This is a genomic window from Streptomyces hundungensis, assembly GCF_003627815.1.
GTDB lineage: Bacteria > Actinomycetota > Actinomycetes > Streptomycetales > Streptomycetaceae > Streptomyces > Streptomyces hundungensis_A.
This window is the reverse complement of the sequence record NZ_CP032698.1, coordinates 2,517,855-2,538,905: the sequence shown is the minus strand read 5'-3', so window position 1 is coordinate 2,538,905 and position 21,051 is coordinate 2,517,855. Positions and strand designations below refer to the sequence as shown.

The window sequence follows — 21,051 nt, the reverse complement described above, 5'->3', positions numbered from 1 at the left end:
GGCTGTGGACGACCGCGCGGTTGTGGACAACGCCGTCACCCGGCACTGTGCGGGTCCCGTACACTTCTTGTGGCGATCCGGGTGACCGGATCGACTTCGCACGCCCCGCCGGCGGTCTCACCACCATCGCCGGCCACGCCTCTCGGTCCTCAACCCTCGCAGGGTTCAGGGCATGGCGTACCGGGGCGTCAGGCGCGGCAGCCGACCGGCGGCCGCGGTAACCGAGTACCTCAAGGAGTACGGCCATGGCCGTCGTCACGATGCGGGAGCTGCTGGAGAGCGGCGTCCACTTCGGTCACCAGACCCGTCGTTGGAACCCGAAGATGAAGCGCTTCATCTTCACGGAGCGCAACGGCATCTACATCATCGACCTGCTCCAGTCGCTGTCGTACATCGACCGCGCCTACGAGTTCGTCAAGGAGACCGTCGCGCACGGCGGCTCCATCATGTTCGTCGGCACCAAGAAGCAGGCGCAGGAAGCCATCGCCGAGCAGGCGACGCGCGTGGGCATGCCCTACGTCAACCAGCGCTGGCTCGGCGGCATGCTGACCAACTTCTCCACCGTCTACAAGCGTCTCCAGCGCCTCAAGGAGCTCGAGCAGATCGACTTCGAGGACGTCGCGGCCTCGGGTCTCACCAAGAAGGAGCTCCTGGTCCTCTCGCGCGAGAAGGCCAAGCTGGAGAAGACCCTCGGTGGTATCCGTGAGATGTCGAAGGTTCCCAGCGCCGTCTGGATCGTCGACACCAAGAAGGAGCACATCGCCGTCGGTGAGGCGCGCAAGCTCCACATCCCGGTCGTCGCGATCCTCGACACGAACTGCGACCCCGACGAGGTCGACTACAAGATCCCGGGCAACGACGACGCGATCCGCTCCGTCACCCTGCTCACCCGCGTGATCGCCGACGCCGTCGCCGAGGGCCTCATCGCCCGTTCCGGCCAGGCCACGGGCGACTCGAAGCCGGGCGAGAAGGCGGCCGGCGAGCCGCTCGCCGAGTGGGAGCGCGACCTGCTCGAGGGTGACAAGAAGGCCGACTCCGAGGAGTCCGCCGAGGCTGCGGCGCCCGCCGCCGACGCCGCTCCGGCCGACGAGGCCGAGAAGCCGGCCGAGGCCGCCGACGAGGCTCCGGCCGCCGAGGCTGCCGAGGCCACCGAGGCTCCGGCCGCGGACGCCGAGCAGGCCTGACCCCCTAACCGGGAACCACAGGTTCGGTAGTTGACGGCGGGGGCCACAAGCCCCCGCCGTCGACCCGTAGCCCCGCAGATCTTCGTAGATCTTTCTAGACTCCGAGAGAGAAACACAGACTCATGGCGAACTACACCGCCGCTGACGTCAAGAAGCTCCGTGAGCTCACCGGCGCCGGCATGATGGACTGCAAGAAGGCCCTCGACGAGGCCGACGGCAACGTCGACAAGGCCGTCGAGGCCCTGCGCATCAAGGGCCAGAAGGGCGTCGCCAAGCGCGAGGGCCGTTCTGCCGAGAACGGCGCCGTCGTGTCCGTCATCTCCGAGGACAAGACGTCCGGCGTGCTGGTCGAGCTGAAGTGCGAGACGGACTTCGTCGCCAAGGGTGACAAGTTCCAGGCCGTCGCCGCCAAGCTGGCCGAGCACGTCGCCGCCACCTCCCCGGCCGACATCGACGCGCTGCTCGCCTCCGAGATCGAGGCCGGCAAGACCGTGCAGGCGTTCGTCGACGAGGCCAACGCCAACCTCGGCGAGAAGATCGTCCTGGACCGCTTCGCGCAGTTCACGGGTGGCTTCGTGGCCGCGTACATGCACCGCACCATGCCTGACCTGCCGCCGCAGATCGGTGTCCTTGTCGAGCTCGACAAGGAGAACGCCGAGGTCGCCAAGGGCATCGCGCAGCACATCGCCGCGTTCGCGCCGAAGTACCTCACCCGTGAGGACGTTCCGGCCGAGGTCGTCGAGACCGAGCGTCGCGTCGCCGAGGAGACCACCCGCGCCGAGGGCAAGCCCGAGGCCGCGCTCCCGAAGATCGTCGAGGGTCGCGTCAACGGCTTCTTCAAGGACGCCACGCTCCTTGGCCAGCCGTACGCGCTGGACAACAAGAAGTCCGTCGAGCAGGTTCTGAAGGAGGCCGGTGTCACCCTGAAGCGCTTCTCGCGCATCAAGGTCGGCATCTGAGTCCGTTCGGCGTTCGACACTAGACCCCGCTAGGGTCTGAGGCAGTCGTTCGCGCACGCGACGGACGACCGCAGATCTGACGAGGAGGCCATTGCCGCTAGGGACTACGAGTACCCACCGGCAATGGCCTTCTTCGTATGTGCACGAGGAGATCCCCATGAATCAGGGCGCGGACGCCGCCAAGGCCGATCACTCGGCCGACCACAAGCGCGATGACGACAAGGTGGCCGGACGCTTCATGCTGAAGCTTTCCGGTGAGGCGTTCGCCGGAGGCGGGGCGCTCGGTGTCGACCCCGACGTCGTGCACAACATCGCCCGAGAGATCGCCGCCGTCGTCCGGGACGGCGCGCAGATCGCCGTCGTCATCGGCGGAGGCAACTTCTTCCGGGGCGCCGAGCTCCAGCAGCGCGGCATGGACCGGGCCCGCTCGGACTACATGGGCATGCTCGGTACGGTGATGAACTGCCTCGCCCTCCAGGACTTCCTGGAGAAGGAGGGCATCGACTCGCGCGTCCAGACCGCCATCACGATGGGCCAGGTCGCCGAGCCGTACATCCCGCTGCGGGCCGTACGCCACCTGGAGAAGGGACGCGTCGTCATCTTCGGCGCGGGCATGGGCATGCCGTACTTCTCGACCGACACCACCGCCGCCCAGCGTGCCCTGGAGATCGACGCCGAGGCCATGCTGATGGGCAAGAACGGGGTGGACGGGGTCTATGACTCCGACCCCCGGATCAACCCCGACGCGGTGAAGTTCGACGCCCTGGAGTACGGCGAGGTCATCACCCGGGACCTGAAGGTCGCCGACATGACCGCGATCACCCTGTGCCGCGACAACAACCTCCCGATCCTCGTCTTCGAGCTCCTGACGGCGGGCAACATCGCGCGCGCCGTCAAGGGTGAGAAGATCGGCACTCTCGTGAGCGACCAGGGCACCCGGGCCTGACCGGGGGATGGACAATCCCCTGCCGGTCGGACACCGTGCAGGGAAAGACGCTGGTTATCCAGGGCCCAAGGCTCAGGTCGCCCTGAGCACTCCCGGCCCACCCAAGACATGCAGGAGCAAGTGGTGATCGAAGAAACCCTCCTCGAGGCCGAGGAGAAGATGGAGAAGGCCGTCGTCGTGGCCAAGGAGGACTTCGCCGCGATTCGCACCGGGCGTGCGCACCCGGCGATGTTCAACAAGATCGTGGCGGACTACTACGGGGCGCTGACGCCGATCAACCAGCTCGCGTCGTTCTCCGTGCCGGAGCCGCGCATGGCGGTCGTGACCCCGTTCGACAAGAGCGCGCTGCGCAACATCGAGCAGGCCATCCGCGACTCGGACCTGGGCGTCAACCCCAGCAACGACGGCAGCATCATCCGCGTGAACTTCCCGGAGCTGACCGAGGAGCGCCGCAAGGACTACATCAAGGTCGCGCGCACCAAGGCCGAGGACTCCAAGGTGTCGATCCGCGCCGTGCGCCGCAAGGCCAAGGACGCCCTCGACAAGCTCGTCAAGGACAAGGAGTCCGGCGAGGACGAGGTCCGCCGTGCGGAGAAGGAGCTCGACGACACCACCGCCAAGTACGTGGCGCAGGTCGACGAGCTGCTCAAGCACAAGGAAGCCGAGCTGCTCGAGGTCTGATGAACGACTCTTCCTGGGGGGCTCCGCCGAGACCCGAATTCTGGGGAACCCCCGAGGGGCCTTCCCAGGGGGCGTTCCCGGCGGGGCCTGCATACGATGCGTATGACGCCCCGCCCGTGTCGCGGACACAGCCGATGCCGGTCGTGCCCGACACCCGCGAAGACGTCGAAGTCCGCGATGAACGTGACCTGGGGGCCGCCCTGCCGGGCGGCCCCTACTTCCGCGACGAGACGCCGCAGGAGCCCATGGCAAGCCCTCCGCCCGTGCCCCCCGTGCCCGCCCAGCCGGAGAAGAAGAAGGCGGGCCGTGACCTGCGGTCCGCCATAGGGGTCGGGGTGGGCCTCGGCGCGCTCGTCCTCGCGTCGCTGTTCGTCGTGAAGGCCGTGTTCGTCGGGGTCATCGCGGTCGCGGTGGTCGTCGGCCTGTGGGAGCTGACGAGCCGCCTCCAGGAACGCAAGCAGATCAAGGCGCCGTTGGTGCCGCTCGCCGTGGGCGGCGCGGCGATGGTCGTCGCCGGGTACGTCAGGGGCGCCGAGGGCGCCTGGGTGGCGATGGCGCTGACCTCGCTCGCGGTGCTGGTGTGGCGGATGACCGAACCGCCGGAGAACTATCTGCGGGACGTCACGGCGGGCGTGTTCGCCGCGTTCTACGTGCCCTTCCTCGCCACGTTCGTCGCGCTGCTGCTCACCGCGGACGACGGGCCCTGGCGGGTGCTGACCTTCCTGCTGCTGACCGTGGTCAGCGACACGGGGGCGTACGCGATCGGCTGGCGCTTCGGCAAGCACAAGCTCGCGCCGCGCATCAGCCCCGGCAAGACCCGCGAGGGACTGTTCGGCGCGGTGTCGTTCGCGATGGTGGCGGGCGCACTGTGCATGCAGTTCCTGATCGACGACGGCAGCTGGTGGCAGGGCCTGCTCCTGGGTCTGGCGGTCGCGGCCAGCGCCACGCTCGGCGACCTCGGCGAGTCGATGATCAAGCGGGACCTGGGCATCAAGGACATGGGCACGCTGCTGCCGGGCCACGGCGGCATCATGGACCGCCTGGACTCCCTGCTGCCGACGGCTCCGGTGGTGTGGCTGCTGATGGCGGTGTTCGTAGGGACCGGCTGACCTGCGTTTTTGTATCGCTTTGCCGGGTGAGGGCTCGTCGTCCACAGGACGGCGAGCCCTTTTCCGTACGTCTGAGACACTTGAGGAACCATGCCCAAGCCCGGAGAACTGTTCATCTTTGATGGGGCGTAGGCCATCTACCTGCGGCTCTACCCTCATAAGCGGCAGCCTCAGCTCGCCCTGGGCCGTCCCGGGGCCGTGAGGACGAGCCGTATGTGCGCGTAGACAGCCTAGAAGCCCTCTCCGAACTGCGTTGGGGAGGGCTTCAAGGAGAGATGGCGGAGAGGGGTTAGACCCGGCGCCGACGGGTCGACAGCCAGTAACATGCCGCCGGCAGGAGCGCCCCCAGTACGAGCAGTGCGGTGTATACCCCCCAGGGGGTAGCATCGCCCAGCTCCAGGGCCTTGGCCATCAGGTAGGGGCCGGTCACCGTTCCACCGATTCCGAAGATGAACTCGGTGGTCTCCATCAAACGGCTTGCTTCCTTACCGGGCACGTGGATCTCGCCCGTCGGGCCAGCCGGAGTAGTGATCTTGACGAAAGCCGCCGTAGTGGGCTCCTCAAGGGCAACCGTGGCGGTCTCGCGGCCGTGGCGGAAAAACAGGTCCTTAATGCTCATTATGGGGCCTTTCGGGCCCAGTTCGCTGTACCTAGACGCCTTGACTAGGTCGGAACTGGCCAGGCCCATTTCGTGGTCATGACTTCACCCCCTCCCGCGCCGATTCAACCCCGGCGAACGGCGGTGCCGACCACAGTCGGCATCGCCCCGCCGGGCGTTACCTCAGAGCCGTCTGTGGGTCGACTAGCAGATGAAGGTTTGGCATTTCGCTCCTTTGTCGGTGCTGACCCCCCAGTGGGGCCAGCGTTATTACCGTAGCACATCCTGGTGCGTAAACGCACCAGGATGTGACATCCTGGGTGCATGACCCCTCTGTGCCAGATGCAGATGAGGTGCATGATGGCAACTAAGATCAGATTGAGAGCGACCAGAGAGAGGTGTGCGTATGGCGTCCGCCAAGGGTGAGCAGCCCAAGAGCGCGCGATACTCGGTGACCCTCGTACCCCCGGCGGTACAAGCCGTGGACGAGCTAGTTGAGGCGACAGGACTGAACAAGGCCGATGTGATCAACAGGGCAGTCCAGATTTATGCCTTCCTTGAGGAGCGCAGGAGGGAGGGGAAAGTCGTTCTCCTCCGTGGTCCAGACGAGAAGGAAGAGCGTGTTCACATCGTGTGACCAGCGGTTAGGTACACGCTGGTATCGCTGTTCGATGGGTGGGCGACGACCTCACAGGTCGTCGCCCACCCATCGAAGCGGTCATTCGAAGCTGAGGGCAGCGTCGATGGCTCTCCGCGTACGCTCGCGGCTTAGCGGCATCAGGTGCGCGTACACCCGGAGCGTCAGCGCCGGGTCGGAGTGCCCCAGGTACTGGCTCACCGCCTTGATGCTTTCGCCAGCGTCCAAGAGCAAGGATGCGTAGAAGTGCCTGAGTGCATGCATCCCGTGCTCTCGTGCTGAGGCGTAAGAACCGCCCTCTTGGGGTTCCGGGATGATCCCGGCCGCCGCAAGCGCCGGCTTCCACTCCTGAATGTTGAAGTTGCTGCGCCAGACCACGCCGTGCGCTCGGTTGGTGAACAGGAGGCGTGCCGTCACCTTGGGGCCGTCCGGCTTCCGCCACGGCAGGGTGATTTCCACGGGCTTGATCGTGGCCATGTGCTCAAGCAGCGAGCCAGCCACGTAGGCGGGCAGCGGCACGTCCCGTTCCTTGTCGCACTTGGGCGGAGCGAACACGGCGGTACCCCGGATGAGCTTCACCTGACGTACGACACGCAGTACTCCGCCCTCCACATCGACCGCGTCCTCAGCGAGACCGACGATCTCACCCTGGCGGAGACCGCACCCCGCCCCGATATCCGCCATAGCCCGGTACCGGTCCGCGAGGGCAGCGCGCACGGCACGCACCTGCTCGGGGTTCCAGGGGATGACCCTCCGAGGCTCGCTCGTCGGAGGCCGAACCGACTTCACCGCACAGGGGTTGCGGGGGAGCAGTTCATCATCCACGGCGGCGGAGAGAACCGCCCGAACGTCGCTGTAGATGTTCCGCGCGTACGAGTTGCTGATGGAGCTGGCCTCCAACGCGCCGAGCAACTCCCGGATGTGCTGGGGTCGGAACGAATCGAGCGGGCGAGAGCCGATCAGCGGGAACGCATGCAGCCTGAGGCGTCGCTCGATCTCGATCTGACTGGACAGGGCCGATGCCTGTCCCGCCAACCACTTCGTGGCGTAGCTCTGGAAGGTGATCCGGCCGGCCCTTGGGTCGATGTACTGCCCCCGGGACATGTCGGCCTCGATGTTGGCGAGCCACTTCTCGGCAAGCCGCTTCTGCTTGTCTGGGAAGCTCTTGGACCTTTCGGTTCCGTCGGGCCCGATGTACCGGGCCCGGTAGCGGAGCCCGAGGCCGTAGCGGTCGGACTTGATCTGACGGGACTTGCCATCGGGACCGATCTCGGTCTTGTACCAGCGGTCTTGGATGTGGCCTGCCATGAAACGCGCTTCCCTTCGGGATGGCGAAGGGAGGGCCACGACGTGGCCCCCCTGGGGTGTTGGCGGGGTGTTGGGTCAGGCTGCGGCGCGGTCGGCGTCCTTGCGCCCGGCTACGTAGGCGAGTACTTCGGCGGGGTCGTAGCGGACGTGCTTGCCGATGCGGAATCCGGGCGGGCCGGTGCGCGTCTTGCGCCAGGCGTAGACGGTTTCGAGGGGCACTTTGAAGATCACGGCGAGGTCTTCGGGGGTGAGGTAGCGGTCCGGGATGCCGTTGCGGAGGGTGTCGGCGACGGCCGGTGGCGGGCGCATGTCGGGTGCCTCCTTCGGGGTGGGGTGCCTGTGCTGTCCGAGGCGGGGATTTCTGCGTCATCGCGTCATCCGCGTCACCTGGGCCGTTGACCTGCGGTTTTGGGTGACGCAGGGGTTCGGGGTCTGCGTCATCGGTGACGCAGCCTTCCGTCATCGGGTGACGCGCCGGTGACGCAGGTGACGCACGATGACGCAGGATTTGGCGGTCTGCGTCATCGATGTTGTGGCTGGTCAGGGGCCGTGTGGGAGGCCGTGGTGACGCGGGTGACGCAGAGCTTTCCTTCTTAGGAAAAGAGGGGGGTGGTTTCTATGGTGGTGCGGTGCTGCTTCGAGCGTGAATGCGGGGCCGCTTCGCGGCGCGACCCTTGCCGAGCGGCTGCCGCCGCCGGGACAAGCAAGAGGAGCACCCCGGCGCGCCGTGCTCCTCTTGCTTGTCCGCCCGGCCGGGCCGCCGGTTAGAACGCGGTCTGTTGCTCGGGGCCCGGGGGCGGGGCCTGGCGGGCCATCTCGATGTAGCGGGCGGTCTTGTTGCGGCCCCAGTCCACGAGGACGCCCCGGGCGGCGAGGGTGGGCTGTAGGCGCTTGAGGCGGTCGGAGAGGACCTTGCCGGTGGTGGGCCAGCCCTTGGGTAGGGGGCGGCATTCCTCGCCGCTGTAGAGGCCGGTGAGGGCGTGCAGCCACTCGGCCGACGTCATCCGCTGCTCGGTGCCCGGTTCGAGGGTGGAGGCGTGCTTGAGGGCGGTCTGCGCGAGCAGGTCGCCCTCAATGACGTCGTCGTTCAGGTCGTCCAGGCTGGCCCGGTAGGCGTCGAGGGTGCCGAGCCCGGACACCGTGTCGAACTGGGCGCACAGGTGGGCGAAGTCGGCCATGCGCAGGTCGGTCGGGGTGACCGCGTTGGCGGCCCGGACCTTGACCGCCAGGTCGAGGAGCGAGCCGAGGACGACGGGCAGCGCCTCGGCGTAGTCGGCCCACAACTCCGCCTCGGTGCGCCGCACCCGGGGCCGCTCCAAGCGCAAGGGCAGCAGCCGTTCAGCGAGGTCGGGCCGGATGACGCCGACGTCGATGCCGGTCAACAGAAGCGGCCGGCGGTAGCGGGAGCGGTAGACGTCCCCGTCACTGAACAACGCGCGCTTGATGCTCTCGGCCCCGGTGACGATGCAGCACATCAGGTCGGAGAGGTCCGGGGGCAGGTGGGAGAGGTTGTCGAGGGCGGTGACCCATCCGGCGGCCACGGCCGTGATCAGGTTCTCCTCATCCTTCGGGGCGCGGCGCAGGTCGCCGGTCATCCCTTCGAGGATGCGGACCAGCATCCGCCCGCCGGTCGACTTCCCCGCGCCCTGGGGGCCGGTGAGGAACGGGGCGGGGACGGGCACGGAGGGTTCCAGGCAGCCGAGGAGCCAGGCGATGGCCAGGCACTCGGTGGCGGGGCCGGCGAAGTTGCACAGGCCCAACAGGAGGTCGATGCCCTTGCCGTCGGTGTCCGTGGCCGGGAGGGGGAGTTCGCCGGTGAGCTGGGTGCGGCGCCAGCACACCTCACGCGGGTCGGGAACGAGGATCTCCCAGCCGGTGGGGTGGATACGGACGGACTGTCCGTCGTCGCGGCCCAGGTCCAGCCAGGTGGCCCCGTCGAATCCGGGGGCCACGCGGATGTGGGTGGGCTGGACGTCTTCGGCGAGTGCGAGTGCTTCGATCAGGTCCAGCGCCTCTTTCATGGCGGTGCCGTTGAACACGCCGTGCCCGTCGCGGAACAGGTCGACCATGAGTTCCTGGCGGTGGCTTCCGGTCGTGCCCTGGGAGCGGATCGGCCGGGCGACGGGGTGGCCGTTGCGCTGCGCGTACACGGTCCCTTCGGTGGTGCGGAAGTACCGGAAGTGCGCTTGCGCGTACTCGGTGATGACCTTCCGCGCGGGGTCCTTCTCGTCCTCGGCCATGGCTACATCCCCAGTGCGGTGCGGGCGTTGGTCCACGCGTCCGCGCAGTGCCGGGCGGTTTCGCCCTTGGCCTGTGCGGCGGTGAACAGGCGGGCCGTGTGGGCCTCGGTGAGGCAGCCGCACCGGCCGTGGGTGGACAGCACCGCCAGGAAGGTGCGGTACACCGTCGCGTGCACCTGGCTGCGGGCCTCGGTGATGCGCTGCTCCGCCATGGCGATACCGCGTTCCAGGTAGGCGGGTGTGCGGTGCGGGCACTGCCCGCCCCCGGCCGGCGCGGCCACCGCCACGGCGGTCGGCCGTCGGGCCGGGGACGGCTTGACGATGAGCGCGCGCACGGCGTCGGGCAGGGGTGCCATGGTGCCGGTGCCGAAGCCGAGCCAGCGGGCGTACTGCATGGTCGACTTGATGTCGACGCCGGGGCGCACGGCGTTGGCCGACTGCATCCGTCCCTGGTAGAGCCAGTGTTCGCCCCTGGTGGTGGGGACGGTCGTCGTGACGGGCAGGTTCCTGCGGGCCCAGGTGATGGCGTCGGCGTTGTCCAGGTCCACGACCGTCAGCCCGGCCCCGCCGGGGTGGTAGGCGACCGCGGTCGCTCGCATCCATGCACGGCGCCAGACAGCGGAGTTGATGATGTCCGGGTCGGTGGTGGCGGCGGCCCATGCGTGGCAGGGGCCGGGGCAGGCGCAGGGTCCCGCGTTCTTCATGTTCGGCCGGCCGCCGCAAGAGTTGTCCGCGCAGCGACGGCAGTTGCCGAACGGGACTTTGCCTGCCCGTAGGGGCAGCACCGGCAGGCCGGTGCGAGCCAGGTCGAGGGCGGTACTCAGCTGGTCGTTCATGCGGCGGTGCTCCTTTCGAGGGCGAGGTACTGGGTGGCAATCCAGTGGGTGTAGGCGGGGGGTACGGCCTTGCGGGCTTCGAGGCTGGTCATCCAGGTGCAGCCCATGGCGTCGGCGTAGGCGCGTTCGCCCTTGTGGTCGAAAGCCAGCAGGCCCTTGCGGTGCCAGCAGGGCGGGACCAGGTCGCCGCCCCCGCCCCACGACGTCTCGAACCCCCGGTGGCGGCGCAGGTTCAGGCCGAACTGGGTCCCGCACAGCAGGTAGTCGGGGCGCAGCAGGCCTGCGGCGGCGGTCTCGGGGACGTTCTCCATGACCCACGGGCGTCCGGTCGCCTGCATGACCTGGCGGCCGGGGCCGATCAGGTCGGGGTGGTCGCCGGGGTTGCCGCGCCACCTGGTGACGGTGGCGTAGCGCTCGCAGGGCCACGAGCCGTGGACCAGGTCGAAGGTGTGCCCGTGGCGCGCGGCGTAGTCCAGGCCGTCGGCCTGGTGGAAGGTGAAGGGGTAGTTGGGCTGTGGGGCGATGTCGACGCCGGTGACGTCGAACCCGGCCAGGTAGTAGCCCATGGACAGGCCGCCGGCGCCGCAGCACAGGTCCAGGACCCGCAGTCCGTTGGGCTTGCGCAGAGGCAGCAAGCGGGCGTTCATGCGGCCACCGCCATCGGGCGGAGTGCGGCCAGGGCGTGGGTGCCGATCCAGGCGGTGTAGGCCGGGGGGACGCATTCGCGGATGCCGTCGCGGTTCATCCACGGCACGCCGAGCACGTCGCGGGCCTGCTGGACTCCGGAGAAGTTGCCTACGTACTGCCCGTACCAGCCGGGCGGGACGGGGCGGCCCATCTTGGCCTGGGGCACGGTGTGTTCGGGGTGCGGGAGCTGCGGGAGGGCGAAGCCGCCGCCGGTCTCGAAGTACCGGTGCCGGTACGTCGCGAGGCCGAACATCGCCCCGCACAGCATCACGGGGTTGCGGAGCTTGCCCGCAGCGCCCCGGACGTTCTCCATCACCCACGGCCGTCCGGTGGCGTTCAGGGCGTCGCGGGTCGGGCCGATCAGGTCCGGGTGCGCGTTACCCCGAAGGCGCTGGCAGTCGGAATCGTGCTGGCAGGGCGGGGAAGTGTGGATGAAGCCGAAGCCGGCGCCGAACGTGAGGATGAACGCGATGGCCTCGCCCTGGTGGAAACCGAGCGGGTAGCGGGGCTGGGCGTCCTTGTCGACGCCGGTCACCTCGAACCCGGCCCGGTGGTAGCCCATGCCTGCGCCACCCTGGCAGGAGAACGCGTCCAGACAGGTTGGCCGGGGGCCGTCTCGCCGGATGTCGGTCGGTTGCGTCATGCTGGATGTCTCCAGTTCTCTCTCAGGTGACTGGTTGGCAAGGGCGGCCCCGGACTTTGGCGAGACGGGGGCCGCCCTTGGCGTAGCTAGCGGTGGTTGGGCTTGCGGCGGGCGTCTTCGCGGGCCTGGGCGGTCTCGCGGATGCGGTCGATCTCGTTGTTGATGCGCTTGGTGGACTTGCCGCGCCCCTGGCGTTTGGTGGCCTGGGCGGAGAGCCGGATGACGCGGAGGGTTTCGCGGAGGTTGTGCGGGTCCTTGTCGGTCAGTGCCATGGGGTGGTTTCTCCTTCGGATCGCTGAGGGTTGGGGCGGGTGCCGGTGTGGTGGATGTCGCGTCCGGTGTTGAGGAGTCGGCGGCCGGTGCGGAGCCGGTAGCGGTGGCCCCGGCAGCGGCGGCAGGGCTTGAGGGAGCGGCCCCGGCTGGGGCGCAGGCCACTGCCCTGGCACTTGCGGCAGCGGGCGAACGGGGAGATCGCGCACAACGCTGCGTAACCGGCGAGGGTCAGCAGGAGGGCGAGGCTAGCGAGCGCCACGGGGGCTCACTTCCCTTCACAGGCAGGATTTTGGGGGTTTGCGCAGGTGGGCCGCTAGACGCTAGTTCGCTGATCAGTGGCCCTAGGGGGTGCTAGCGGGGCTGCTAGGCCTAGCGGTGGCGGGTGCTAGGTCTAGCAGCGCTGCTCGGGCTAGGCGGCGGCCCGGTCGGCGTTACGGCGCGTGATGGCGGCGGTGATGTCGGCGCGCTTGATGCCGCGCCGGTTGGCGCCTTCACCGTCGTCGGTGGTGCCCCAGACCTGTGCGGGTTTGATGCCCCAGGGCTTGAGTGCGGCGGTGACGTTCTCGCCCTGCCATCCGGCGTAGGTGTCGGGGTGGGCGGCGCTGAGGCGGGTGGCGATGCGCTCGCACCACACGGCCTTCTCGTCGCTGGCGATGACGTTGAGGACGTCGGCCAGGACGTCGGAGCCGGTGCCGGTGGCGTCGGGGCCCTTGCCGATGGCGTGGCCGGTGACGTTGCCGTACTCCTCGCGCATCGTGCGGGCGCGGGCGACGACGCGTTCGGCGCCGACCGCGTCCACGAACGCGGATGCCACGATCCGGGCGTCGTCGCCTTCACCGGCCATCCAGCAGATGCCCCGGTCGGAGCGGGAGAACATCGTGGCGCGGATGCCCGCCTTGTAGGCGCCGGTGCCGAGCACCATGTCGTTGGCGGTGTGGCCCATGACCTTCAGGCAGAACCGCAGCATGGCGTTGGCGCTGATGCCGGGCGGCAGGGACTTCGCGTCGGGGCGCTGGGTGCCGAAGATGCCGACGATGCCGAGGGCTGGGCCGCGCTTGGTGATGTCGGTGCAGATTTCCTCGATCTCCGCGCCGTACTTGTCGTGCTCGAACGGCACCTGGCACTCATCGAGGGCCACCACGATCGGGTGCAGCCCCAGGCTCTTGTCGTTGGCCAGTTCGGGGGTGACCTTGGACTCCGGGCACCGGGTGCGGGGCAGGGACTTGATGACCTTCGCCCGGCGGCGCAGCTCGGTGCGCAGCTCCCGCAACGACTGGACGACGTATTCGATGTCGTCTTCGTCCTCGCCGGCGCGGTAGCGGTGGCAGACCGGTTCCAGGGCGCCGAAGTCGCCGGTGCCCTTGAAGTCGAACGCGTAGATCTCGGCCCGGGGATCGAGAGAGGCGACCAGGAGCAGCAGCCGCATGAGGAAGGTCTTGCCCATGCGGGGCACCGACGCGATGACGATCGAGACGAACATCAAGGTGACCTCGACCCAGCGCATGCGCTGGTCGTTGCCGAAGATGACGGGCTTGAACAGGTCGACCCGGCCGTCCTTCAGCAGCGGCCACGCGGGCTTGGTCGTCTCGTTCATGGGCCGGTCGCCGACCCACAACACCAACCGACCCTCGTGCTGCTCGGGGTCGGGGGCGGGCCACACGCAGCCGACCTTGCGCCGCAGTCCGGAGGCGAGCGGCTTGCGCGCGTCCATGATGTCTTCGGGCGTGACGCCGTAGGGGAGATCGAGGTCGGCGCGGTAGCCGGGCCCGTCGCGCACGATCTCCGAGGTGAAGCGCAGGCCGTTCATGTCGCCGCCCTTCTTGATGGCGGCGGTGATTTTGGCGTTGCCGATCGAGTCGAGGCCGCGCAGCACGATGGAGCCGGTGAGCTTCTGGATCTCGGTCTTCAACACCGCAGGTCCTACGACGGGTGCGTCGGGTTGCTGTCCGCCCATGCCGAGCAGGAGCACCCCACCGGCCGCGAACGCGTACAGGAACTCCGGGGCCAGAACGTAGAGGTAGAGGGCGAAGCCGAGGCCGAACACGGCCGCGACCAGCGTGACCAGACCGCGCAGCTTGACGCGTCCGGCCCGCAGCCGGGCCAGGCGCATGTACTCCTCGATGTCCTCGTTGCGGACCGCGAACGCCCGCAACGGGGCGGCTTCGCGGTCCCACACCCACCGGTTGGTGGAGGCGACGAACCGGCAGGCTCCCAACGGGGCCCTCAGCGAGAGTCGGCCGGCGTAGACGGGCAGGCGGACCCCGTGGAACAGGGCCGCGTAGCCGACGTTGGCGCCGGCGTGGCGGGCGGTGGCCAGGAAGTCCCGGCGGTTGGTCAGCCACCCGGCGAGGACCGGGCGGCGCTTTTCGATGCGGACGTTGGGGTCCGGCAGCTTCGGGTTGTCGACCGCCGTCGGCACCGCCGGGGCGTCAGGGTCGGTGTCGAGGTCGGGGACGGCCTTCAGGTGCGGGCCGGGGGTCGCGTCAGACATGGCAGGGTGCTCCCGCTGCTCGAAGAAGGGGGTGGGGTGAGAAGCCGCGGTTAGCGGCGGCGCCGGGCGCGGCGCACGCTCGTCGCGGCCCGCTGGCCTTCGGTGCCGCCGATGGAGCGGACGACGGTGACGACGCCCCAGGCCAGGGCGACGCACAGGAACGCGAGGAGGGCCAGGTTGGCGGCGATGGCGGTGAGCACGCCGACCAGCAGCGGGCCGAAGTAGACCCCGGCCGCCACCGCCCCGGCGCCGACACCGGACCCGAGCGCGATGCGCTGCACGGTGCGGTCCGGCGGAGCCTGGTGAATGTGCTGGTGGACGATCTGGGGTGCGCCCGCCGGCGGGATGGTCGGGGCGCGGTCGGCGTAGGCGTAGGTGCCGTCCGGGAGTTGCACGACCCGGGCGACCTCGGGTAGCGAGTCCATGGGATGTCCCTTCCGGAAGGTCAGCGCCGGTTGGCGTTGCGGACGTGCGTACCGGCCTTGTTGAACGCGGTGGTGTAGTCCGCACTGGTCGCGGTGAAGCCGCAGGAGCAGGAGGCGACGAACGTGCCCCGCATGTCGCGGACAACCCGGGAGGTGTGCCGGAACCCGAACTTCTGGGTCTTGCTCTTGCCAAACACGTGATGCCTCCACGGCGGTGGGTGTGGCTGGGCGAGTGGTTCAAGCGGCGGGCTGGTCGGCGGGGTAGGCGCAGAGCACGCACATGCCGAGTGAGCGCGGGATGCAGTAGCTGTAGACCACCCGGCAGCGCGGGCAGGTGCGGCGGGCGAGCATCGCCAGCGCGAGCGCACCCCACTTCCGCGACGTCATCGGGCGGACCGGCAGGGCCAGTTCGACCCGGTACAGGAACGCCACACTCACGCCCGTTTCGTGGTGGCGGGAGCGGCGCATGACCTGTCCGGCGACCGGCTGGCCCCCGGGGCGCAGCCCCTGGGCGCGTAACTGTCGGCGGGTGGCGTAGCCGTCGGGGGCGAACTTCCACGGGAAGGTGGGTATGCCGTAGCGGGCGCCGGACGGGTCGAAGCACTTCGCGTACGCGGTGCCCATCACGCGGCCCGCTCAGCGATCAGAGCGTCCCGCAGCCCCCGGGCCTTCTCCGCCGACGTGTGGACCGTCTTACGGAGCCGGTCGGCCGTCAGATGGGTGTCGGGCCAGTCGGCCGACGCCGAACGGGCCTGTTCGAGGAGTTCGGCCGGGGTGCGTTTCGGTCGGGCCGACCGCGCGACGTCGGGGACCCGACCGGTCGCCCGGCGGGGCCGGGACGAGTCGGCCGCCAGCGTTGAGTTGGACCGGACCGGCGCGGGCTGGATCGCGGGGAGCGGCTTGAGCGGCACGGTCGGCTTCAGGAACCCGACCTGCACGGCACGCGGGATCGGTGCCGCGTTCACGACGACCGGGGCGGGGGTGGGTTCGCCCTGGTCAGCCATCGACCGATTACTCACGATCTCGGCGCTTTCATCCGCATTTGTGGTCGGGGTCGGCTGGTGGTGGAGGACCTTGGCGACGAGGTCGGATCCGAAGTAGATCGAGCCGACGGGAAGCGACGTCGCCAGCAGGACCAGCGCGTAGTTCGCGGCGTTCCAGTCGGCCAGCCGTCCCCAGTCGACCGACCCTTGGTGCAGCGCCGGAATCAGTCCGTGGACGTAGTTCAGGACCAGGGAGGCGGCGGTGTAGGTGCCGAGCACCCGCAGGGCGAACTGTCGGGCGTCTCCGGTCAGTACGAGCGTGGCGACCAGCGCCAGGGCCATCAGACCGTCGACGACGAACGGGTAGAGCGTGGCGGCGGTGTGGTCCGCGCCGATCGCACGGGCCACGTCCCTGAGCGCGTTCCACGAGACCCGGAACGCGACCCCGACCACCGCCACCAGCGCGAGCACCAGCAGCGTCTTCGGGTTCGCCCTCATGCCGCACCCCCAACGTGCAGGAGGAGCGCGACGACCAGGAGGGCGCCGCCGGCCATCGTGAGGTCGACCGCGCGGCGCAGGGCGGTGAACTTGGCGACCGCGATCCGGGACAGGCCCGCGATGTCAGCCGCCCGGTCCGTCGCCACGGCCGCCGTGATCTCCTCGGCCGTCAGGGTCGCCCACAGCGGGAAGCCGTGACGGCCCCGCAGGTTCGGGCGGGCCGAGCGCAGCAACAGCCCCGCCGCACCGACCAGCGTCGCCATGCCGAGCCCGCCCACGGCGCAGACACTCACGCCGGGCGCGATGTCCTTGGCGACCGAGCCCGCGCCGGCCAGAAGTGCGCCGATGAACGCCAGCAGCAGACTGACCTTGCTGTCGGTCCGCGAGATTTCCGCCTTCACCTCGGCGTGGGCGGTGTTGAGCGGGTCGTTGGCGGTCACGCGCCCACCCCCGACGTGCCCAGTGCGGCCGACTGGTTGGTGAGTGCCCGGCGGGCCCTGAGGACGTTGCGGCGGGCCCGGCGGATGCGGCGGGTATCCAGCTCGTTCGGGCTGCGGTCGAGCGTGATGATCTCTGCGTCCAGCAACTCGACTTCCGCCAGGATCAGCGGCATCTCGATGTCGATGGCGTCGAGTTCGGCCGGTGTCGGCTCGATGTCCGGCAGGGTGCCGGTAACACCCGTCTGAAGTGCAGCGATGTGCTTCATGAGTCGTGGTCTCCCTAGCAGGTGAAACGGCTCGAAAGCGGCCCCGGGTCTAGCCACCCGGGGCCGCGCGCCGTTGAAGTCGGTCAATCCGGCTCCCCTCAGCTCCGCCCGTACGACCACGCGGGCCGGACGGGCAGAGGAGGCAACCGGCCCGCAGAAAGCTGCGGAGGGTTGGGGTAGCGCTATACGTCACGCGAGAGGCCCGCGTGGCCGCCTACTTGGCCGAGGAGAGGCGGCGTGATCCCCATTCAGTTGTCAAGGAACGACCAGCGCAGGGCCCGCAGCGCGCGGCCGAAGCCGCGTTCAGACGAGCAATCCCGAACCACCACGCGTTGCGCGCGGTACACCAGCTAGGCCCTTTCGGGTCCTATCTGGTGCGCACCAATAGACTGACATCTGGTGCGCACCAGCTGCAACCCCCTGACGGGGACTGCGTGTCGGTGTGCTCTTCTAGAGAACGGCCAGAGTTGGGCGTCTCGGTAGCCAACTGGGGTTAACCTCAAGGGTGTTAACCCACTCTCACCTGGGGCTTTGCGGGAGGCGGCATGGCTAAGGGGTTACGGTCTGCACGGACCGCGCGAGGCTGGTCTCAGGACCGATTGGTCTACGAGATGCAGCGGTTCGCGGAACGAGGGCTGATCGACATCGCTTCGGCCGCGAGCCTCAAGACCTATATCTCCGAGTGGGAGAACGGCCGCCGCGCCATCACAGACCGGTATGCGTCGATCCTCCGGTCCCTCCTCGGTGCCACTGACGCCGAACTGCGGAGCGAAGCTGCGGTCCGAGGGCCGCAAGTCGATGGATACGCGGACCTGTTGAGCCGGATCGACGCAGCCAGCAGCCTGAGTGAATCCGTGGTTCCGTCGTTCCTGGCGCAGACAGAACTACTCCGCACCATGGATCGACAGTTGGGCGCATCTGGCTTGGTCGACCAGATGAACGGCCACTTGGCTGCGATGGAGGATGCGCTGACCTTTGCCGTACTGCCGGGGGCGCGACGCCCCATCGCGGCAGCCCTCGCGGGTGCATCGACCCTCGCCGCGTGGCAGGCGCTGGACGCCGGTGCAGTGGACAGGGCTTGGCGTCGGTACGAGCTTGCCAAGAAGGCTGCGCAGGATGCCGACTCCCCGATGTACCTGGCTCATGCCATGGGGGAGCAGGCGTACGTACTCGCCGACGCCGGCCGACCGCAGCTCGCTGTTGAACTCGTGCGGGACGCTCAGCGCACCCATGCCGAGCGGCAGTCGCCGAGACTCCGGGCGTGGCTTGCGGCTGCGGAGGCAGAGCTGTGCGCGGCGGCAGGGCCCGACATGGAGGCGGCGGCGCGAGCGGCGCTTGAGCGGGCGAACGCACTTCTTCCAGATGACGGGGAAACGCGTGATGCCGACATGCTGAGCATCTTCCTCAACGCTGGGCACCTCGCCCGATGGCGGGGGAACGTGCTCGCCAAGCTCGGGGACGCCTCAGCGATGGACGAGCTGTACGCCTCTCTGGGCAGCGCGGACGCGTCCTTCGTGCGCGCATCCTCTGGCCTTCACTGCGACCTCACCCAGGCGCATCTGGCTCGGGGAGAGCTAGAGGAAGCGCGGTCCCATCTCCAACAGGCCAGGTTGGTGGCGAACCGCACGGGGTCCGTGCGGTATCGCCGACGGGTGGAGATGCTTACCGGGCGCCTGTAGTGCGCGACGCCAGGATGTGGAGCAGGGCCACGAGCGTGCCCGACCCCATGAGCTTGCCTTCGGACATCAAGCGCGGGATGTCGTCCAGAGGAATCCAGGCGACCTCGCCCGCCTCTTCTGCATCTGTAGGCTCGCCTACTTTCTCGGCGCCCCGGGCCACAAAAATCTCGTGAGGGGAGTCGACCATGCCGATCATCGGCTGGTAGCTGGTGACGTGCTCGACCGGGCCGGGCCGCCACCCCGTCTCTTCCTCGGTCTCGCGGGCGGCCGTCGCGGCGGCCTCCTCGCCAGGGTCCACGATTCCCCCGGGCAGCTCCCAGCCCCACTGCTGCGGAACGAACCGGTACCGCCACAGCATCAGTACGCGGTCCTGCTCGTCGATCACGGCCGTCACGGCTACCCGGAACAGTCGGACCACGTGGTGCTCGAAGCGCTCCACGCCGGGTGGCTCCACGTCGACCAGATCCAGGTTGACCCAGCGGTTGTCGTAGACCGTGCGTGACCCGTGAATGACCCAGGGTTCCCCCTCCGCTGGCGTCGGAGTATCGCCACCGGCCAGCACACGGTACGAGCTGCGGTCGTACGCCTTGATCAAGCGCTCGTTAACCAGCCGGGCCAGAACTTGACGCAGTGCGGTACGCCCGATCTCAAGATCGGCGCACATGGACCGCTCCGAGGGCAGCTTGTCCCCGGCCTTGTACCGGCCGTCCTCGATCCAGGATCGGATCGTCTCGTAGACCCTCTGTGTTTTGGGTCCCATCCTTGGCGCACACTCCCCGATCGGCGGCTTGTGCTGGCCAGGGTATCGGCGCGTGCCAGCCTGGGGGATGGGTGATGAAATCATCGAGAGATACCGCTCCAACCTGCTTGGTTGTGGGATGGATGGGAGCGGCCCCCGGGCCGTCTCTGGGCCGTCCGAGGGCCGCCAACAATCACCAGTGACCACCGTCAACCACCACCCGGCGGCGCGAGGGGCCGAGGTCAGCGGGATTCGTCTGAGACACTTGAGGAACCATGCCCAAGCCCGGAGAACTCACTTTCGTCGCCCCCCGCGGAGCCAAGAAGCCGCCGCGGCACCTCGCCGACCTCTCGCCCGCCGAGCGCAAGGAAGCCGTCGCCGCGATCGGCGAGAAGCCGTTCCGCGCCAAGCAGCTGTCCCAGCACTACTTCGCGCGGTACGCCCACGACCCGGCGGAGTGGACCGACATTCCGCTCGCCGCGCGCGGCCGCCTCCAGGAGGAGCTGCTGCCGGACCTGATGTCCGTCGTGCGGCACATCTCCTGCGACGAGGACACCACCCGCAAGACGCTGTGGAAGCTGCACGACGGCACGCTGGTGGAGTCCGTCCTGATGCGCTACCCGGACCGGGTCACGATGTGCATCTCCTCGCAGGCCGGCTGCGGCATGAACTGCCCGTTCTGCGCCACCGGCCAGGCCGGCCTCGACCGCAACCTGTCGACCGCCGAGATCGTGCACCAGATCGTCGACGGCATGCGGGCGCTGCGCGACGGTGAGGTGCCGGGCGGTCCGGCCCGTCTGTCCAACATCGTCTTCATGGGCATGGGCGAGCCGCTCGCCAACTACAAGCGCGTGGTCGGCGCCATCCGCCGCCTCACCGACCCCGAGCCCGACGGCCTGGGCCTGTCGCAGCGCGGCATCACCGTCTCCACCGTGGGCCTGGTCCCCGCCATGCACCGCTTCGCCGACGAGGGCTTCAAGTGCCGCCTCGCGGTGAGCCTGCACGCCCCCGACGACGAGCTGCGCGACACCCTGGTGCCGGTCAACACTCGCTGGAAGGTCCGCGAGGTGCTCGACGCGGCGTGGGAGTACGCCGAGAAGTCCGGGCGCCGCATCTCGATCGAGTACGCCCTGATCCGTGACATCAATGACCAGGCGTGGCGCGGCGATCTGCTGGGCCGGCTGCTCAAGGGCAAGCGGGTGCACGTCAACCTGATCCCGCTGAACCCGACGCCGGGCTCCAAGTGGACGGCCTCGCGGCCCGAGGACGAGAAGGCGTTCGTCGAGGCCATCGCGGCCCACGGCGTGCCGGTGACCGTCCGCGACACCCGGGGCCAGGAGATCGACGGCGCCTGCGGCCAGCTCGCCGCCTCCGAGCGCTAGTCCAAGGGGCAGAACGGCCGGGGGCCCTGTCAGGACCCCCGTGTAAC

General features: G+C 69.0%; 25 protein-coding genes. 8 read left to right on the top strand and 17 right to left on the bottom strand.

Annotated features, from left to right (window positions below):
* Positions 1–245: 245 nt before the first annotated feature.
* The 5 genes from rpsB (at position 246) to DWB77_RS11235 (ending at position 4,879) form a co-directional block, all read left to right on the top strand.
* Positions 246–1,184 (top strand): 30S ribosomal protein S2, encoded by a 939-nt coding sequence (gene rpsB, locus DWB77_RS11255; protein WP_120721136.1) that lies wholly within the window; start codon positions 246–248, stop codon positions 1,182–1,184.
* Between the two features lie 122 nt (positions 1,185–1,306).
* A complete protein-coding gene (tsf, locus tag DWB77_RS11250; protein ID WP_120721135.1) occupies positions 1,307–2,143 on the top strand; it encodes a translation elongation factor Ts in 837 nt (278 codons plus the stop codon).
* A 157-nt stretch (positions 2,144–2,300) separates the two neighbouring features.
* Positions 2,301–3,089, top strand: coding sequence for a UMP kinase (gene pyrH, locus DWB77_RS11245; RefSeq protein ID WP_120721134.1), 789 nt, complete (start codon positions 2,301–2,303; stop codon positions 3,087–3,089).
* A 123-nt stretch (positions 3,090–3,212) separates the two neighbouring features.
* Positions 3,213–3,770 (top strand): ribosome recycling factor, encoded by a 558-nt coding sequence (frr, locus tag DWB77_RS11240; RefSeq protein WP_120727660.1) that lies wholly within the window; start codon positions 3,213–3,215, stop codon positions 3,768–3,770.
* Complete coding sequence (locus DWB77_RS11235) at positions 3,770–4,879, top strand: phosphatidate cytidylyltransferase (protein WP_120721133.1); 1,110 nt, start codon at positions 3,770–3,772, stop codon at positions 4,877–4,879. Before frr ends, DWB77_RS11235 begins: the two co-directional genes overlap by 1 nt.
* A gap of 289 nt (positions 4,880–5,168) precedes the next feature.
* Here DWB77_RS11235 and DWB77_RS37755 read toward each other — a convergent pair whose 3' ends face one another.
* Positions 5,169–5,348: a hypothetical protein gene (locus DWB77_RS37755; protein ID WP_162952514.1), complete on the bottom strand. Its 180-nt coding sequence runs from the start codon at positions 5,346–5,348 to the stop codon at positions 5,169–5,171.
* Positions 5,349–5,883: 535 nt separating this feature from the next.
* Between DWB77_RS37755 and DWB77_RS11225 the strand changes: the two genes are divergently transcribed.
* Positions 5,884–6,114 carry a hypothetical protein gene (locus tag DWB77_RS11225; RefSeq protein WP_120721132.1) on the top strand — a complete coding sequence of 77 codons (231 nt, stop codon included), beginning with the start codon at positions 5,884–5,886 and terminating at the stop codon, positions 6,112–6,114.
* Positions 6,115–6,195: 81 nt separating this feature from the next.
* Here DWB77_RS11225 and DWB77_RS11220 read toward each other — a convergent pair whose 3' ends face one another.
* The 15 genes from DWB77_RS11220 to DWB77_RS11155 form a co-directional block, all read right to left on the bottom strand.
* On the bottom strand, positions 6,196–7,422 hold the full coding sequence (locus DWB77_RS11220; RefSeq protein WP_120721131.1) for a tyrosine-type recombinase/integrase: 1,227 nt from the start codon (positions 7,420–7,422) through the stop codon (positions 6,196–6,198).
* 75 nt (positions 7,423–7,497) lie between these two features.
* Positions 7,498–7,731 carry a helix-turn-helix domain-containing protein gene (locus tag DWB77_RS11215; RefSeq protein WP_120721130.1) on the bottom strand — a complete coding sequence of 78 codons (234 nt, stop codon included), beginning with the start codon at positions 7,729–7,731 and terminating at the stop codon, positions 7,498–7,500.
* Between the two features lie 455 nt (positions 7,732–8,186).
* Positions 8,187–9,662 (bottom strand): ATP-binding protein, encoded by a 1,476-nt coding sequence (locus DWB77_RS11210; protein ID WP_120721129.1) that lies wholly within the window; start codon positions 9,660–9,662, stop codon positions 8,187–8,189.
* Positions 9,663–9,664: 2 nt separating this feature from the next.
* Positions 9,665–10,498, bottom strand: a complete 834-nt coding sequence (locus tag DWB77_RS11205) for a bifunctional DNA primase/polymerase (protein ID WP_120721128.1) — start codon at positions 10,496–10,498, stop codon at positions 9,665–9,667.
* Positions 10,495–11,145: a class I SAM-dependent methyltransferase gene (locus tag DWB77_RS11200; RefSeq protein WP_174248536.1), complete on the bottom strand. Its 651-nt coding sequence runs from the start codon at positions 11,143–11,145 to the stop codon at positions 10,495–10,497. Before DWB77_RS11200 ends, DWB77_RS11205 begins: the two co-directional genes overlap by 4 nt.
* Positions 11,142–11,828, bottom strand: a complete 687-nt coding sequence (locus DWB77_RS11195; protein WP_120721126.1) for a DNA cytosine methyltransferase — start codon at positions 11,826–11,828, stop codon at positions 11,142–11,144. The genes DWB77_RS11200 and DWB77_RS11195 overlap by 4 nt, the downstream gene beginning before the upstream one ends.
* Positions 11,829–11,914: 86 nt before the next feature.
* Entirely contained in the window at positions 11,915–12,100 is a 186-nt protein-coding gene (locus tag DWB77_RS11190; RefSeq protein WP_120721125.1) for a hypothetical protein, read from the bottom strand.
* The gene (locus DWB77_RS11185) at positions 12,091–12,360 is read right to left on the bottom strand and encodes a hypothetical protein (protein ID WP_120721124.1); all 270 of its coding nucleotides are present in this window, start codon (positions 12,358–12,360) and stop codon (positions 12,091–12,093) included. The genes DWB77_RS11190 and DWB77_RS11185 overlap by 10 nt, the downstream gene beginning before the upstream one ends.
* Before the next feature lie 150 nt (positions 12,361–12,510).
* Positions 12,511–14,592: a cell division protein FtsK gene (locus DWB77_RS11180; RefSeq protein WP_120721123.1), complete on the bottom strand. Its 2,082-nt coding sequence runs from the start codon at positions 14,590–14,592 to the stop codon at positions 12,511–12,513.
* 50 nt (positions 14,593–14,642) lie between these two features.
* On the bottom strand, positions 14,643–15,017 hold the full coding sequence (locus tag DWB77_RS11175; RefSeq protein ID WP_120721122.1) for a DUF6251 family protein: 375 nt from the start codon (positions 15,015–15,017) through the stop codon (positions 14,643–14,645).
* A gap of 20 nt (positions 15,018–15,037) precedes the next feature.
* Positions 15,038–15,214 (bottom strand): hypothetical protein, encoded by a 177-nt coding sequence (locus DWB77_RS37750; protein WP_162952513.1) that lies wholly within the window; start codon positions 15,212–15,214, stop codon positions 15,038–15,040.
* 40 nt (positions 15,215–15,254) lie between these two features.
* Positions 15,255–15,641, bottom strand: a complete 387-nt coding sequence (locus DWB77_RS11170) for an RRQRL motif-containing zinc-binding protein (RefSeq protein ID WP_120721121.1) — start codon at positions 15,639–15,641, stop codon at positions 15,255–15,257.
* Complete coding sequence (locus DWB77_RS11165) at positions 15,641–16,498, bottom strand: DUF2637 domain-containing protein (RefSeq protein ID WP_120721120.1); 858 nt, start codon at positions 16,496–16,498, stop codon at positions 15,641–15,643. The genes DWB77_RS11170 and DWB77_RS11165 overlap by 1 nt, the downstream gene beginning before the upstream one ends.
* A complete protein-coding gene (locus tag DWB77_RS11160) occupies positions 16,495–16,938 on the bottom strand; it encodes a Pycsar system effector family protein (protein ID WP_120721119.1) in 444 nt (147 codons plus the stop codon). Before DWB77_RS11160 ends, DWB77_RS11165 begins: the two co-directional genes overlap by 4 nt.
* Entirely contained in the window at positions 16,935–17,204 is a 270-nt protein-coding gene (locus DWB77_RS11155; RefSeq protein WP_120721118.1) for a DUF6284 family protein, read from the bottom strand. The genes DWB77_RS11160 and DWB77_RS11155 overlap by 4 nt, the downstream gene beginning before the upstream one ends.
* A gap of 545 nt (positions 17,205–17,749) precedes the next feature.
* Here DWB77_RS11155 and DWB77_RS11150 point away from each other — a divergent pair.
* Entirely contained in the window at positions 17,750–18,883 is a 1,134-nt protein-coding gene (locus DWB77_RS11150; RefSeq protein WP_174248535.1) for a helix-turn-helix transcriptional regulator, read from the top strand.
* Here DWB77_RS11150 and DWB77_RS11145 read toward each other — a convergent pair.
* The gene (locus tag DWB77_RS11145) at positions 18,867–19,643 is read right to left on the bottom strand and encodes an NUDIX domain-containing protein (protein ID WP_120721117.1); all 777 of its coding nucleotides are present in this window, start codon (positions 19,641–19,643) and stop codon (positions 18,867–18,869) included. The two genes, DWB77_RS11150 and DWB77_RS11145, sit on opposite strands and share 17 nt — an antisense overlap.
* Positions 19,644–19,897: 254 nt before the next feature.
* On the opposite strand from DWB77_RS11145, the gene rlmN reads away from it, so the two are divergent.
* Positions 19,898–21,004, top strand: a complete 1,107-nt coding sequence (gene rlmN / locus DWB77_RS11140) for a 23S rRNA (adenine(2503)-C(2))-methyltransferase RlmN (RefSeq protein WP_120721116.1) — start codon at positions 19,898–19,900, stop codon at positions 21,002–21,004.
* The last annotated feature ends 47 nt before the right edge of the window (positions 21,005–21,051 follow it).

What these genes read in the sequence shown, in the direction of transcription:
- DWB77_RS11165 (WP_120721120.1), bottom strand. Translation starts at nt 16,498, where the DNA reads ATGAGGGCGAACCCGAAGACGCTGCTGGTGCTCGCGCTGGTGGCGGTG.
- DWB77_RS11220 (WP_120721131.1), bottom strand. Translation starts at nt 7,422, where the DNA reads ATGGCAGGCCACATCCAAGACCGCTGGTACAAGACCGAGATCGGTCCC.
- DWB77_RS11235 (WP_120721133.1), top strand. Translation starts at nt 3,770, where the DNA reads ATGAACGACTCTTCCTGGGGGGCTCCGCCGAGACCCGAATTCTGGGGA.
- DWB77_RS11155 (WP_120721118.1), bottom strand. Translation starts at nt 17,204, where the DNA reads ATGAAGCACATCGCTGCACTTCAGACGGGTGTTACCGGCACCCTGCCG.
- DWB77_RS11150 (WP_174248535.1), top strand. Translation starts at nt 17,750, where the DNA reads ATGGCTAAGGGGTTACGGTCTGCACGGACCGCGCGAGGCTGGTCTCAG.
- rlmN (WP_120721116.1), top strand. Translation starts at nt 19,898, where the DNA reads ATGCCCAAGCCCGGAGAACTCACTTTCGTCGCCCCCCGCGGAGCCAAG.
- DWB77_RS37755 (WP_162952514.1), bottom strand. Translation starts at nt 5,348, where the DNA reads ATGGAGACCACCGAGTTCATCTTCGGAATCGGTGGAACGGTGACCGGC.
- DWB77_RS11215 (WP_120721130.1), bottom strand. Translation starts at nt 7,731, where the DNA reads ATGCGCCCGCCACCGGCCGTCGCCGACACCCTCCGCAACGGCATCCCG.
- DWB77_RS11225 (WP_120721132.1), top strand. Translation starts at nt 5,884, where the DNA reads ATGGCGTCCGCCAAGGGTGAGCAGCCCAAGAGCGCGCGATACTCGGTG.
- DWB77_RS11180 (WP_120721123.1), bottom strand. Translation starts at nt 14,592, where the DNA reads ATGTCTGACGCGACCCCCGGCCCGCACCTGAAGGCCGTCCCCGACCTC.
- DWB77_RS11190 (WP_120721125.1), bottom strand. Translation starts at nt 12,100, where the DNA reads ATGGCACTGACCGACAAGGACCCGCACAACCTCCGCGAAACCCTCCGC.
- DWB77_RS11210 (WP_120721129.1), bottom strand. Translation starts at nt 9,662, where the DNA reads ATGGCCGAGGACGAGAAGGACCCCGCGCGGAAGGTCATCACCGAGTAC.
- DWB77_RS11145 (WP_120721117.1), bottom strand. Translation starts at nt 19,643, where the DNA reads ATGGGACCCAAAACACAGAGGGTCTACGAGACGATCCGATCCTGGATC.
- rpsB (WP_120721136.1), top strand. Translation starts at nt 246, where the DNA reads ATGGCCGTCGTCACGATGCGGGAGCTGCTGGAGAGCGGCGTCCACTTC.
- DWB77_RS11195 (WP_120721126.1), bottom strand. Translation starts at nt 11,828, where the DNA reads ATGACGCAACCGACCGACATCCGGCGAGACGGCCCCCGGCCAACCTGT.
- tsf (WP_120721135.1), top strand. Translation starts at nt 1,307, where the DNA reads ATGGCGAACTACACCGCCGCTGACGTCAAGAAGCTCCGTGAGCTCACC.
- DWB77_RS11205 (WP_120721128.1), bottom strand. Translation starts at nt 10,498, where the DNA reads ATGAACGACCAGCTGAGTACCGCCCTCGACCTGGCTCGCACCGGCCTG.
- DWB77_RS11175 (WP_120721122.1), bottom strand. Translation starts at nt 15,017, where the DNA reads ATGGACTCGCTACCCGAGGTCGCCCGGGTCGTGCAACTCCCGGACGGC.
- DWB77_RS11200 (WP_174248536.1), bottom strand. Translation starts at nt 11,145, where the DNA reads ATGAACGCCCGCTTGCTGCCTCTGCGCAAGCCCAACGGACTGCGGGTC.
- DWB77_RS11170 (WP_120721121.1), bottom strand. Translation starts at nt 15,641, where the DNA reads ATGGGCACCGCGTACGCGAAGTGCTTCGACCCGTCCGGCGCCCGCTAC.
- pyrH (WP_120721134.1), top strand. Translation starts at nt 2,301, where the DNA reads ATGAATCAGGGCGCGGACGCCGCCAAGGCCGATCACTCGGCCGACCAC.